We start from the raw sequence: 13,886 nt of genomic DNA, 5'->3' as shown, positions 1-13,886 counted from the left end.
CTGCTTCCGCCACAGCTCCACCAAGGTTCCCAATTCAGTAGTCCTTTCGGATTACTGAATTCGGGATTTTTCCTAAACAAAGCGCTTTAGTGTCCACGCTCCTGCTCAAGCGGAGCACCCTCGTTAAAGAATGGCGCCAGCTTGTTGTCGAACATGCTCAAAGCCGCACCAATTGCCATGTGCATATCGAGGTATTGGTAGGTACCCAGGCGTCCACCAAAAAGCACCTTATTATTAGCAGCCTCAGCAGCGGCACGCTCACGGTACTTCTTGAGCATTTCGCGATCATCTGGGGTGTTGATTGGGTAATAAGGCTCGTCATTGCCCTCAGCAAAACGTGAGAACTCACGCATGATGACGGTCTTGTCCTTGGGGTATTGCTCTTCACGCTCTGGGTGGAAGTGGCGGAACTCGTGAATGCGGGTGAATGGAACATCAGCATCGTTGTAGTTCATTACTGGGGTGCCCTGGAAGTCGCCGGTTTCAACAACCTCGGTCTCAAAGTCAAGGGTACGCCAACCGAGCTTGCCCTCGGAGTAATCAAAGTAGAGATCCAAAGGTCCGGTATAAACCACTGGAGCATCTGGATTAGCTGCGCGGATGTCATCGCGGACATCAAACCAGTCAGTATCCAGGCGAACGTCAATGAGGTCATTGTCAGCCATGCGCTCGAGCCAAGCGGTGTAGCCGTCTACTGGCAGACCTTCATAGGTGTCATTGAAGTAGCGGTTATTGAAGTTGTAGCGTACTGGCAGGCGGGTGATGTTGCCGGCTGGGAGGTTCTTCGGATCGGTCTGCCACTGCTTCGCGGTGTAATCGCGAATGAAGGCCTCATACAGTGGGCGGCCGATCAAAGAGATCGCCTTTTCTTCCAGGTTGGATGCAGCAGCTGAGTCAATCTCAGAGGACTGCTCTTTGATCAGTTCACGAGCCTCATCTGGGCTGTAGTACTTGCCAAAGAACTGGTTGATCAGGCCCAGACCCATGGGGAATTGGTAGGCGGTGCCATCGTGCATGGCAAAAACACGGTGCTGGTAGCCGGTGAAATCGGTGAACTGATTGACATAGTCCCACACGCGCTTATTAGAGGTGTGGAAGAGGTGTGCACCATATTTGTGGATCTCAATGCCGGTTTCTGGTTCGGCCTCGGAGTAGGCATTACCACCCAAGTGGGAGCGGCGTTCTACAATGAGGACCTTTTTGCCCAGTTGGCTGGCGGTTCTTTCCGCCACGGTGAGTCCAAAAAGTCCTGAACCCACAACGATGAGATCGTAGTTTTGTGATTCCGTCATGGCTTTGACACTAACCCACCATGACGCCAGGGGAACTGTGAACACCCTATTTTGGGCAGGTTTCACGGCATCTTTTAACTTTTTATCCATCCCCCGCGCCCAAACAGCACCCACCAAAGCCCCAACCACGCCGCAAACCCACTGGGCACAGGATTTTTAGCAATTCAGCCAAGTTTTGCGATTTCACAGGTATATTTCAAAAACCTTCTCACTCTACAAAACTTCAGTCACATAAGTATCATTATCCCCAGAAGTGCACTAGGCTTCTCAGTTGTTTCTTAATGTCTCAGCAGCACCACACATATCAGGGAGTTTTATCGTGCAGCAAAGACGCCGCATCAGCGAGATAAGGCATAAGCCGATACTCGCAATTCTTTTGTCCACTGCATTGGTCGCCTCCGGGCTGACCGCTGCGGGCACCCAGTACCTCAACACTCAGAGCGAAGGCATCGGCCCCGTCGCCGTGCAAAATGAGTCGGAATCATTTTCCGCTGGCTCTAACGTGCTTGTAGAAGATTCCGCCATCACCGCTCAGGGTGAGGGGTCTGGCCCGCGCACCGTCAAGGAATTCCAGCGCGACGAGCCATTTTCCATGTTCGCTCTGACCTGGACCGGACAAAAAGACGTCACCTCTTTTGTGCGCGCCGAGCAGGCCGACGGCAGCTGGTCCCAGTGGTACGCCATGGAGCCACTGGCCACCCAGTCCAGCGACCCCGCAGCCAAAAACGGCACCGACCTCATCTGGCATGGGCCTACCACCAAGATCCAGGTAGCCACCCACAACGTTGAGCTTTTCGACGACCAAACCGCCGTAACCGGTGCAGATGAAGCCGGCGTTGCGGTTCCAGAGGCAGCACCTGCTGAGGCTCCCGTCGAGGCACCTGCAGCAGAAGCTGCTCCAGCAGAACCAGCACCTGCCGAAGCTGCTCCAGCTGCAGAATACTCCGCTGATACTCAAGCCGAAACTCAAGCTGAGACCCCAGCAGCAACCGACGGTCTTGCTCCACTGCCTTCCAACTATGGCGAGATTCAGCCAGTTGCTGATGTTGATGCAGGCCTGGATGCTGTCTTTATTGATGGCAATGAGGAAGCTGGCGTTGGTATCGATAACGTTGCTGATACCGATGGCATGCCAAAGGTGATTTCTCGTGCGGGCTGGGGTGCAGATGAAAGCCTGCGCTGTAGCAACCCCACCATTGATGATGGCGTTTCTGCTATCACCATTCACCACACTGCAGGTAGCAATGATTACACCCCTGCTCAGTCTGCTGCGCAGGTTCGTGGTTACTACAACTATCATGCCAAGACTCTCGGCTGGTGCGATATTGGATACCAGTCCTTGGTCGATAAGTACGGCACCATCTACGAAGGTCGTTACGGCGGAATGACCCGTGCGGTCCAGGGTGCACACGCAGGTGGCTTCAACCAGAACACCTGGGCAATCTCCATGATGGGCGATTACTCCACCGTGCAGCCATCCAGCGCTACCATTCAGTCCGTTGGTGAGCTCGCAGGTTGGCGCGCAAAGGTAGCAGGTTTTGATCCAACCGGAACTGATACCCACTACTCTGAGGGCACCTCTTATTCCAAGTATGCCTATGGCGCTGCCGTGACCCTGCCAAATATCTTCGCGCACCGCGATGTCGGCACCACGTCCTGCCCAGGTGATGCAGGTTATGCGCAGATGAGCACCATCCGCAGCATCGCCAAGGCTAAGTACAACTCCTTGGTCAGTGGCGTGCCAAGCAGCACTTCTGCAACCAGCACCGAGAGCACCTCTACTCCGGCTACAACCGCTCCCGCAGCTAATGAGCCGGCACCAGCCCCAGCACCTGTAGAGACCCCAGCTACCGATGATCAACTGGCTGAGCTCCTGGCTGGCAGCTCCGCTGATTCTGAAACCACTTCCCTGCTCACCGGCCTTGGTTCCATCGCTGCAGTTATCTTGGCAGCCATCTTGGGCAGCAATGATATCTCTACGCTCGCCAATAACATTGGCGACAACAATGGTGTGCCAGTGCTTTATGGAATGAAGATCAGTGAGATCATCCCAGTGGTTGATACCATCATGGACCTCACCGGCGATAACAAGTACTCCCGTGCTTGGAATGATCTCAACAGCACACTTGGACCAGTACTGGGCGCTGTCACCGGCGGCGAAACCACGGTGAACTACACCAGCGATCAAAACTCTGAGGTTTCCTTTGTGCCTTTTGAAAACGGCCTCATGGTTTCCTCCCCCGAGGCTGGAACCCACGCTCTCTGGGGCGCGATTGGTGATGCCTGGGCTGCTCAAGGCGCGGACCTTGGCCCACTAGGCCTGCCAACCAGCAATGAGTACACCGTTGGCAACCAGCTGCGTGTCGATTTCCAAAATGGTTATATTATCTTCGATAAGACCACTGGCAATACCGAGATCCACACCAACTAAAGCCCTTTAACCCCGCTGCTTTCCCTGAGGCAGCGGGGTTTTAGCATGTCTGGCGCTGGTCAAGCACTACTTCGCAGCTATGATCGAGAGTTGCTTCCGCAGTAGTAAAAGCAGCAGTTGCCCAAATATCCGCCCAGGTCAACGAACGGCCACTAACGGTCAAAGAACCCACCCACGGCGCTGGCATATCCAGTGCGGGGGAATAAATATGGCGGCCTCGGGCATAGGTTCCAGAAGTCGCCACTGCCCCATTGCGCACCTTGATCACATGCGCAATTTCCTGCGGATTAAAAGCATTTTCAATGCCCACGGTCCAGCCCTCGGGGTCATCCTCGGCGGTACGCATCCACACATCACCGCCAGCATTTACGCACACACTCATACCCTCTGCGACCAGCGGTTCCAGCCACTTGGTTGCTGCTTCTTCCACCGCCCAACCCTTGACCACGCCTGTGGGATCAAAATGCGCGGATACATGTTTCCCATTGATAATCGGGCGGTAGTCGTCGAGAAGCGCAAAAGCGGTATAGGCACCGCCGGTGGCCTTTTCGGCCGCCTCAGCCAGCTCCCACACCTCATTGACCAGCGGGTTTAGCTGGGCAACGCCGGCCTCGCCGCGCGCCAAGCGCGAGATATCGGACTCCGGGCGCCACAGGGAAAAGATGTGGTCAGCGCGCTTGAGCTGGTCAAAAAACGCCGTTGCTTGCTTGTCGACGACACCCCCTCGCACATGGAGGGAAATCGGCAGGCCCATAATCTGCTCCACGCGAACCCAGGGTTGCATTAGAGTCCTGCCTGGTCAATGGCAGATTGTAGGGAGGTGATATAACCGTCGGTGGTATAGGTTGCTCCAGAAACAGTGCTGATCTGGGCGGACTGCGCAGCCACGGCTTCCTTGTTGAGGATCGGGATAGCGCGGGCGTTAATTTGCTGGTCCTTGCCGTTGGCGGTGGGGTAATCGATGGCTTCCACCGCGGTGATTTGACCATCACTCACGGTGATCTGCACCTGGACCGGGCCAAATTTTGTACTCGTGGCAGCACCGGTATAGGTGCCATCGTTGCTAGATACTGCGGTTTCTGTGGTGGTTGCGGTGCTGGTTTCCGGATCGGAGCCACCGGCTACGGCAGGACCCACAGCAACAGTTTCCGATACGAGGACGGGTTCGGTGGGTGAGCTGGTGCGATAGCCCAGGATAAGAACACACGCGGTGAGGGTGGACATGAGCCACCAGGCGATCTTCTTCATGATTATTCCTTTGTGGCTAGATGGAGAATTTTTCGGCGTGGATCATGCCAGCGCCTGATTTGCGGGCAGCTGCATAGGCAAGGTTCATCCAGCTGGAAGAGCCACAGATAAATACATCGGTGCGCGCGATATTGGGGATGATGCTGCCGAAGGCTTGGGCAAGTGCAGCTGGTTTATAGGAAGGGTTATTCCGGGAACCGGCCATTACTACCACGCGAATGCCATACTGCTGGGTCAGCTGCTGGACGCGCTCAAAATAAGGTGAGGTTTCCACATTGCGCGCACGCAGGATGAGTACCGAACCCCGTGCTTGATTGCCCATGGATTCAATAAGGGAAATAATCGGCATAATGCCGGTGCCAGAGGCGATGAAAGCGCTATCCTCAAAAGATTTTGCGTACTTGTGGAAGCGACCATAAGGGCCTTCGATAAACACCTTGGTACCAGGCTTTAAGGTTGCTAGGCGCTCGGTTTTTCGGCCACGGACTGCTGCGGTAATTTCCAAGCGGTCCACCGTGGGATCTGCAGAAAGTGAAAGTGGCAGCGCCCTGGTTACACCAGCGCCGGCAAAACGGAAGTTAAAGAACTGACCACCGGCAACGCGCATGCGGTCTAATTTGCGCCCCTTGAGCACAACCCGAACCAGTGGCTCACCGCCAGGAGCAGCCGGGAAGCTGACAGATTCCACGCGCAGGTCATGACGCAGGGAGACCACCACTGGCAGCAGGAGGCGGAAGATGATCACGGCTGCTGCAGAGGCGATCCACAAACCCCACCAGAAGGTTTGGGCCAGTGGTGATTCCATAAAGGAGGTGCCGGTCCACAACTGGTGTGGCAGCGCAAAAGCAACGCCAAGGTAGGCATAAAGGTGAATGAGGTGCCAGTTTTCATAGCGCATGGAGGAGCGCGCTGCCTTCATGCTGGTGACAACCACCATGATCAGTGCAACGGTACCGGCAACAGCCATGAGCATGCCGGGGTAAGTCCAGGTCATATCCCAGAAGGTCGCGATAAATCTACTGGCAGGGTTGCTAACAGGATCAACCTGCGCAAGCACCACGAGCACAATGTGGGCCATCATGAGGAAGAAAGAAGTAAATCCCACCAGGCGGTGCATATAGGTGAGGCGATCATGGCCCAGAGCTTGTTCAACCACTGGGATGCGAGCCATGAGCAGCACCTGAATAAGCAGGGCGGCGCTGGCGATTAAGCCCAGCAGACGGCCTAGTGAATTGAGGGATTCTGAACCGGCGGGATCATCAAGTAGCGATTGCACACCACCGGCGTGGACCCACAAGTAGACCACAAAAAGCATAATGAGCCAGGCAGCGCCATAGACCACACTGGCAGACCAGGAGGGAAGTGCACGGCCCCTCGGAGTTAAAGGTTCACGATGCCCCTTACGGGTGTTCGTGGCGGAGGTGACGGCAGATGCACTGTGGGTAAAACCCGGGGCCGTCGTGAAGATCGTTGTCATGGGATTAGTATGAGCGCATATTTTCCCAAACAACTGGGGCAGACCCACCAAGTTATATGCAAGTTTTCTGTGATCTTACTGTATATAAAAATTGGTGGGTGGGAAGCCCGGAAAAGGCTGTGACCACGCCAAGAGTAGATAGCTAGAGAGCTATAAACTTAAGGTTGGCTAATTTCGAGCTCTCCCATCACCTACCTAGGCCTGCTCAAAAGACCGCTCCACAGCCCTATTCCACTCGGCAAATTTCTCTTCGCGCTCGGATTCATCCATCTGCGGATTCCACACCTGCTGCACTTTAATATGTTCAGTGATCTCATCCATGGAGCCAAAGAACCCAGAGCCCAGGCCAGCAGCATAGGCAGCACCCACGGCGGTGGTTTCTACATCGTTAAGCCTTTGCACCTTAATGCCCAAGAAGTCCGCCTGAATCTGCATCAGCAGGCTATTTTCCACCATGGCACCATCCACGCAGAGCACCTCGAGGGACTTTCCAGCGTCTTTAGCCATGGCGTCTACCACCTCGCGGGTTTGGAAGGCATTAGCCTCCAGCACCGCGCGGGCAATGTGATTGCGGTTGGCATAACGGGTCAGGCCGGTGATAATACCACGGGCATCGGGGCGCCAACGTGGCGCAAAAAGCCCGGAAAATGCTGGGACCACGTGTACGCCGCCGTTATCATCTACCTCCCGAGCCAAGTTTTCAATGGCTGGCGCATTAGGGATCATATGCAAGTTATCGCGTAGCCACTGCACCAAAGAGCCACCCATGGAGACCGAACCCTCCAGCGCAAAAACAGGCTCCTGACCTTTGATTTGATAGGCCACAGTAGAGAGCAGGCCGTGCTCAGAGATCTTCAATTCAGGACCGGTATTCATGAGCAGGAACAGGCCGGTGCCGTAGGTGTTTTTGGCATCGCCGGCCTTGAAGCCACCTTGGCCAAAAAGCGCTGCCTGTTGGTCGCCCAACACGCCGGTGATGGGCACATCGGCCAGGGTTCCACGGTGGCGCACCGAGCGGAAATCACCAATCGAAGGCCTAATCTCCGGCAGCATGGACATGGGGATATCAAGTGCTGCGCACAGCTCTGGGTCCCATTGTTGAGTGCGCAGGTCCATCAAAAGGGTGCGGGAAGCATTGGTCACGTCGGTGACGTGCATGGCGTCCTGACCGTCATCGCCACGCACACCGCCAGTGAGATTCCACAAAATCCAGGTATCCATGGTGCCAAAAAGCAGCTCGCCGCGTTCTGCCTGCTCGCGCGCGCCCTCGACATTGTTGAGAATCCAGGAGACCTTGGGGCCAGCGGGATAGGAATTCAGTAGCAGCCCAGTGCGGTCCAACCACTTTTCTTGGCCTTCATCTCCGGCGAGCTCTTTGCAGAAATCTGCGGTGCGGGTATCTTGCCACACAATGGCGTTATAGACGGGTTGACCTGTGCGTTTATTCCACACCACGGTGGTTTCACGTTGGTTGGTCAGCCCCACGGAGGCAACCTCATGTGGGGTGATATCAATTTGCACCATGGCCTGGCTCACCACGGAGCGGACGTTATCCCAGATTTCTAGGGCGTCATGTTCCACCCATCCACGCTGGGGGAAAATTTGTTCATGTTCTTTGGAGGCAGATGCCGCCACGTTGCCCGCGCGGTCAATAAACACGCAACGGGTGGACGTGGTTCCCTGGTCAATTGCTGCAATATATGAATTGGCCTTTGAGGTTGTCATGGATTTATCTTCGCATGACTTTTATGTTTTGGCGCCTAAAACCACCATTCCAAAACATCGGCTACCCCAGCCTCGTCATTGGTGGCGGTGACATGATCGGCAACAGCCTTCACCTCAGGGCGGGCATTTCCCATGGCAATGCCACGTCCAGCCCACTGCAGCATCTCAATATCATTGGGCATATCGCCAAACGCTATAACGTCTTCCTGCGCAATTCCTAAGCGCTCAGCCAGCAGGGATACTCCTAAAGCTTTGGTCACCCCAGGAGCTGCCACCTCCAGCAGACCACCGGACATGGAGAAGGTCACATGGGCTTGGGTCTCCGGAACAGCTGGACGGATGAGGTCAAACATTTCCTTGGAGTCCAACACATCACTGCGCAGCAATAACTTGGTGGCGGGTTCAGAAATAATTTCTGCTTCCGGCACAGTGCCGTGCAAATCCGAGGGCCAGGCGTGGCTATATTCCGGGGAAACCAGGTACAGATCCTGCGCGCGGTCATAGGCGGATGCACCAGCGCGCTCCGCAGCCACCCACACCCCACCGTGGTCCTTCAAGGCTTCACGCGCAGCCATAACGGTTGCCGTCATAACATCAGGACTAAGGGTGTGAGCTGCGATAATCTCATCGGTGGCGGAATCATAAAGCACCGCACCATTGGCGCAAACACACACCGGACGCACCGAAAGCTGCTCCAGCACGGAGTAAATCCAGCGCGCCGGCCGCCCCGTGGACAGCGCCAACACGGCGCCTTCATCATGCAATCGGCTAATCGCCTCGCGCAGGCGCTGCGGCACCCGCTCAGAGGAATTAATCAGGGTGCCATCAACATCGGTTGCCACCAATTTGGGGGCGGGGCCAGGCAGGATCATTTTTTCACTAACTTAATCAGTTTGCCCAGCAGTCCAGTACGGCCACCCTGAGCTTTTTTGGCGGCCTTTTTTGCTTGTCGACGTTCCTTCTCGGCGATTTCCAACAGTTTCGCGCGTTCCAATGAAGGAGCGCTACCGCCTAAGGATTCTGGTCGCCATGGCTCGCCACCTGGGAAGGGTCCAAACTCAGCTTCATACTGCTGGCTGGTTTCGTCGAGAAGCGCTTTCATCGACTCGAAGAGGCGCTCGGTGGCCTCGGCAGGATCACCGCTGGCGTCGACTGGGGCGCCCACGCGCACAAAAATGGGGATGTGGGAACGGCCCAGGTTGGGGTCAATGTCTTTGGTGATAACACGCTGGCCACCCCACATAATGAGCGGGAGGAGCGGCACGTTGGCGCTATCGGCAATGCGCACGGCGCCGGTTTTCAGTTCCTTGATTTCAAAGGAGCGTGACACCGTGGCCTCGGGGAAAATGCCCACCAATTGGCCATCGTTAAGGTGCTTGCGGGCGTCCTCGATGGAGCCAGCGCCGGCAGAGCGGTCCACCGAAACGTGCTTCATGGCGCGCATCAATGTACCCACAACTGGGGTATCAAAGATTTCTTTTTTGGCCATAAAACGCACCAGGCGCTTGCCACGCACAAAGGCGGGGATACCGCCGACAATAAAGTCGTAGTACCCGGTATGGTTCATGGCCAAAAGGGCCCCACCTTCAGTTGGCACATTTTCGGCGCCGAAGATGTAGATTTTCACCCCTTGTGCTTTAAGCACTCCGCGAATTCCATTAATAATGATGCGCGCGTACACGGGTTCCCGAGATTCAGTCGAGTGCAGTGGAACCTTGGGCAGATCCTTTTCAACAAAGAATCCATTCCTTTTAACCATGTTGTCCATAAAAATCCGCCTACTTAACTGGCTTCAAAACATCCTTGCCCACGAATGGGCGCAGAGCCTCAGGCACGATGACAGAGCCATCGGCCTGCTGATTGTTCTCCAAAATTGCCACCAGCCAACGAGTGGTCGCCAGGGTGCCGTTGAGGGTTGCAGCCATCTGTGGCTTGCCATTTTCATCGCGGTAACGGGTCTGCAGACGACGTGCCTGGAAGGTGGTGCAGTTGGAGGTAGAGGTTAGCTCGCGGTAGGTCTCCTGGGTTGGAACCCATGCCTCGGTATCAAATTTACGAGCAGCAGAGGAGCCGAGGTCACCACCGGCAACATCGATTACGCGATAAGGAACGCCGACTGCTGCGAGCATATCCTTTTCCATCTGCAGCAACTGCTGGTGCACATCCTCAGCCTCTTCAGGCTTGCAGTAGACAAACATCTCGACCTTGTCGAACTGGTGCACACGCAAAATGCCACGGGTGTCCTTGCCATAGGAACCAGCTTCACGGCGGAAGCAGGAGCTCCAGCCGGCGTACTTCACAGGACCGTTGCTTAAGTCAATGATTTCATCCTTGTGGTAACCAGCCAAGGCCACCTCAGAGGTACCAACCAGATACATATCATCACGCTCGAGGTAGTAAATCTCCTCGGAGTGTGCACCCAAGAAGCCGGTGCCAGCCATGATCTCTGGACGCACCAACACTGGTGGGATCATCATGGTGAAGCCAGCTTCACGAGCCTTCTGTGCAGCGAGCATCAACATGCCCAGCTGCAGCATGGCACCGTCACCGGTGAGGTAGTAGAAACGAGCACCAGAAACCTTGGTGCCACGCTTCATATCAATCAGGCCCAGGGACTCGCCGAGCTCCAGGTGGTCTTTAGGCTCAAAGTCAAAGGTGCGAGGCTCGCCGATGGTCTCCAAAACGATGAAGTCATCTTCGCCACCAGCAGGTGCACCGCTGACTACGTTGGAAAGCTTCATCTGCAGGGCGTTAACAGCCTCATCGGCTGCGGCCTGTGCTTCTTCTGCTTCCTTTACACGTGCCTTGAGGTCATTGGAGTTCTCAAGCAGTGCGGGGCGTTCCTCTGGAGAGGCCTGCCCGATCTTCTTTCCAAATGCTTTGTGCTCTGCACGCAGATCATCGGCGATTTTAATAGCTTCACGCCGAGCTTCATCAGCACTAATCAGCTGATCTACAAGTGCAGGGTCTTCCCCGCGGGTGATCTGCGAGGCACGAACAACGTCCGGATTATCACGGAGGAATTTCAGATCGATCATAAAGATTAATCTACCGTGCGCGCCCGCTGCGTGGAGAGTTAGGCTGGCGCAGTCTTCAGAATTTCTGAATTATTTCTGGGGGATTTTTGCGCGGCTCCGCCTTCGGCTTGCCTTCAACCGCCGTTGAAGGCCCGGAGGCTCCTCTCCGCTGCCACGGTTACAGCCCGGACAGCTGCCCACAAAAGGGTGGAGCACGGGGTGGGTTCGCGGGTGGGCAATGGGTGTGGCTGTTTTGGGTTTTTGGCACGTGGGCGGGGGTAGCTCAAATTTTTGGGAAAGGTCACAGCTCAAGGCCGGGCCTGGTTATGACCAGATGGGCTAGAGTGTCAGTATGCCTAAGGAAGCCCTCAACCAGGACGGAACCCCCACCGATTCCCATGGGGTTTCACACCATGATGCAACCGCAACCCCCACGGCGCAGTTGCCGCACCGCATCCTCAATGATCCGGACGTGCCCAAGCACCAGCAGCTGCGCGAAATCCTCGAGGAGCTATGCACCACCCAGCTACAACCTGGGGATATGTTGCCGGGCGAGCGCGTGCTGGAAGAAGAATATGGGGTTAGCCGCATCACCGTGCGCCGCGCCATCGGGGACCTCGTAGCCTCTGGTCGCCTGAAAAGAGCCCGAGGCAAAGGCACCTTTGTAGCGCACTCTCCCCTGGTTTCCCGCCTGCACCTGGCATCTTTTTCCGCCGAGATGGCCGCCCAAAATCTCAGCGCTACCAGCAAGATTCTAAGTTCTTCCCGCGGCCCTGCACCGGATGAAATTTCAGACTTTTTTGGCACCGAAAGAGGCACCCAGCACATCACCTTAAAGCGTTTGCGCCTGGGAAATGGTCGCCCCTATGCCATTGATAATGGCTGGTACAACTCGGTTTATGCACCAGACCTGCTGGAAAATGATGTGTATAACTCGGTCTATTCCATCCTGGACCGGATTTATGGGGTTCCAGTGACCCAGGCCGAGCAGACCGTCACGGCCGTAGCGGCCGACGAGGAGACGGCAAAGCTTCTCGACGTCACCCCCGGTGCCCCTTTATTGCAGATTTTGCGCCAATCCGTTTCCGGGGGAAAGCCCGTGGAATGGTGCGTTTCTTTATATAGAACTGACCGTTATTCTTTGAAAACCTTGGTCACACGCTCCGAAGATCTCTGACTTAAAGGCGAATGCGTGGCATGATGGTGTCAATCATGAGTACGTTCACTGACAATTCAAAGTCACCACAGGGTGAACCGCTGGCACCACAGAAACGTGCCCGGGGCAGCAGCTTCCGTACGGCAGCTGCTGCGAACACACTGCTCGTTGCTGCTTTGGCGGCCACGGCGGCAGTTGGCATGTACTCCTATAATTCTCAAGATTCTGGCTCTGGCCCCTCCACCAATGCCACCGCCACCGCCCCCTCAAGTGCTGCCACCACCACGGTAGTGGCCTCATTTACCACCGCTGATGTGGGACAATGTGCCACCTGGGAGGTCAATGATAATGGCCAGGTCACTGGCTTTGAGCAGGTCAGTTGCGATCAAGAACACCGCTTTGAAATCTCTGAGCGCGAAAACCTTGCCACCTACCCCAGCTCGGAATTTGGCCCGGATGCGCAGCCACCAAACCTAACCCGCCAGGCGCAATTGCGTGAAGAGCTCTGCCAGGCCCCCACCTTGGCTTATCTCAACGGCCGTTTTGATCCTTCCGGTCGCTACACCATCGCCCCAATTTTGCCACCGGCGGATGCCTGGGCTGCGGGCGATAGGACAATGTTGTGTGGACTCCAAGCAACTGATGCTTCTGGTACCCCACAAATTACGGTTGGACCTGTTGCTGCCAATGATCAAGCCCGAGTTTTTGCTGCTGGTGCCTGTATTCGAGTGGAGTCTTCTGCAGAGTTCAAGGAAGTTGATTGCGGCGAAGACCACCACCTGGAAGCTGTTTCCACGGTGAATCTCGGAGTGCCATTCCCCCAGGGCGTGCCCAGCACCGATGAGCAGAACAATTTCCTTGGCACCACCTGCACCCAGGCAGCCATTGACTACTTAGGCACCGAAGAGGCTGTGTACCAGTCCACCCTGCAGATGTTCTGGCCTACAATTACTTCCAACTCCTGGTTGGGTGGCTCGCATAGTGTGAACTGCTATTTGATGTCTCCATCTACCACCGGTGAGGACACCTTCAATACCCTTAATGGTTCTGCGCTGACGGGCTTTACCATTAATGGCGAGGTGCCACCGCCACAGCCAGCGCGTGATCCATTGCGCGATTCCTCCACTGATACTGCTGCAGCACCGGTAACAGTTGCAGCCCCGGTTGAGGCCAATACCCCATGATTGAGGTCAGCGATGAGCGCTTTGAGGAACTCGTCGATTTAGCACTAGACCAAATCCCGCAGAAGTTTTTGGATAATCTGCGCAATGTGGTCTTCCTCATTGAAGATTTCAACCCACGCTCCCCCTATATCCTGGGGCTTTATCATGGCGTGGCACTTCCGGAACGCACCTTTAACCACGATGGACTTCCTGATTCCATCACCATCTACCGCGGCGCTATTAAGAGCTACTGCAATTCTGAAGAGCAGCTCATTGAGCAGGTACGGGTGACGGTATTGCATGAGATCGGCCATTATTTTGGGCTGGATGAGGAGGACCTCCACCGCCTCGGCTACGCCTAAAACTCAGCCTAAAAC

12 protein-coding genes are annotated in these 13,886 nt (G+C 55.5%); 4 read left to right on the top strand and 8 right to left on the bottom strand.

Annotated elements, in window-relative coordinates; genetic code table 11:
• Positions 1-86: 86 nt before the first annotated feature.
• A complete protein-coding gene (gene glf, locus SFC07_RS12790; protein WP_411208696.1) occupies positions 87-1,292 on the bottom strand; it encodes a UDP-galactopyranose mutase in 1,206 nt (401 codons plus the stop codon).
• 319 nt (positions 1,293-1,611) lie between these two features.
• Here glf and SFC07_RS12785 point away from each other — a divergent pair, with 319 nt between their 5' ends.
• Positions 1,612-3,723: an N-acetylmuramoyl-L-alanine amidase gene (locus SFC07_RS12785; protein ID WP_411208695.1), complete on the top strand. Its 2,112-nt coding sequence runs from the start codon at positions 1,612-1,614 to the stop codon at positions 3,721-3,723.
• Positions 3,724-3,763: 40 nt separating this feature from the next.
• On the opposite strand, the gene SFC07_RS12780 is transcribed toward SFC07_RS12785, so the two are convergent.
• From SFC07_RS12780 to serS, 7 genes are all read right to left on the bottom strand, one after another.
• Entirely contained in the window at positions 3,764-4,507 is a 744-nt protein-coding gene (locus SFC07_RS12780; protein WP_411208694.1) for an FAD:protein FMN transferase, read from the bottom strand.
• On the bottom strand, positions 4,507-4,971 hold the full coding sequence (locus SFC07_RS12775) for an FMN-binding protein (protein WP_411208693.1): 465 nt from the start codon (positions 4,969-4,971) through the stop codon (positions 4,507-4,509). Before SFC07_RS12775 ends, SFC07_RS12780 begins: the two co-directional genes overlap by 1 nt.
• A 16-nt stretch (positions 4,972-4,987) precedes the next feature.
• Positions 4,988-6,448 (bottom strand): ferric reductase-like transmembrane domain-containing protein, encoded by a 1,461-nt coding sequence (locus tag SFC07_RS12770; RefSeq protein ID WP_411208692.1) that lies wholly within the window; start codon positions 6,446-6,448, stop codon positions 4,988-4,990.
• A 195-nt stretch (positions 6,449-6,643) separates the two neighbouring features.
• Positions 6,644-8,173 (bottom strand): glycerol kinase GlpK, encoded by a 1,530-nt coding sequence (gene glpK / locus SFC07_RS12765; protein WP_411208691.1) that lies wholly within the window; start codon positions 8,171-8,173, stop codon positions 6,644-6,646.
• Between the two features lie 35 nt (positions 8,174-8,208).
• A complete protein-coding gene (locus SFC07_RS12760; RefSeq protein WP_411208690.1) occupies positions 8,209-9,045 on the bottom strand; it encodes an HAD family hydrolase in 837 nt (278 codons plus the stop codon).
• Positions 9,042-9,932, bottom strand: a complete 891-nt coding sequence (locus tag SFC07_RS12755; protein ID WP_411208701.1) for a lysophospholipid acyltransferase family protein — start codon at positions 9,930-9,932, stop codon at positions 9,042-9,044. The genes SFC07_RS12760 and SFC07_RS12755 overlap by 4 nt, the downstream gene beginning before the upstream one ends.
• A 19-nt stretch (positions 9,933-9,951) precedes the next feature.
• A complete protein-coding gene (gene serS / locus SFC07_RS12750; protein WP_411208689.1) occupies positions 9,952-11,211 on the bottom strand; it encodes a serine--tRNA ligase in 1,260 nt (419 codons plus the stop codon).
• A 331-nt stretch (positions 11,212-11,542) separates the two neighbouring features.
• Here serS and SFC07_RS12745 point away from each other — a divergent pair, with 331 nt between their 5' ends.
• The 3 genes from SFC07_RS12745 to SFC07_RS12735 are packed head-to-tail and all read left to right on the top strand — an operon-like array spanning position 11,543 to position 13,871.
• Positions 11,543-12,367, top strand: coding sequence for a GntR family transcriptional regulator (locus SFC07_RS12745; RefSeq protein ID WP_411208688.1), 825 nt, complete (start codon positions 11,543-11,545; stop codon positions 12,365-12,367).
• A gap of 35 nt (positions 12,368-12,402) precedes the next feature.
• Complete coding sequence (locus tag SFC07_RS12740) at positions 12,403-13,530, top strand: septum formation family protein (protein WP_411208687.1); 1,128 nt, start codon at positions 12,403-12,405, stop codon at positions 13,528-13,530.
• Complete coding sequence (locus tag SFC07_RS12735) at positions 13,527-13,871, top strand: metallopeptidase family protein (RefSeq protein ID WP_411208686.1); 345 nt, start codon at positions 13,527-13,529, stop codon at positions 13,869-13,871. The genes SFC07_RS12740 and SFC07_RS12735 overlap by 4 nt, the downstream gene beginning before the upstream one ends.
• Positions 13,872-13,886 lie beyond the last annotated feature (15 nt).

This window comes from Corynebacterium callunae (assembly GCF_046592015.1).
GTDB classification, from domain to species: domain Bacteria; phylum Actinomycetota; class Actinomycetes; order Mycobacteriales; family Mycobacteriaceae; genus Corynebacterium; species Corynebacterium callunae_A.
Note: the sequence above shows the minus strand (reverse complement) of the source record. Positions and strands in the feature narration are given on the sequence as shown.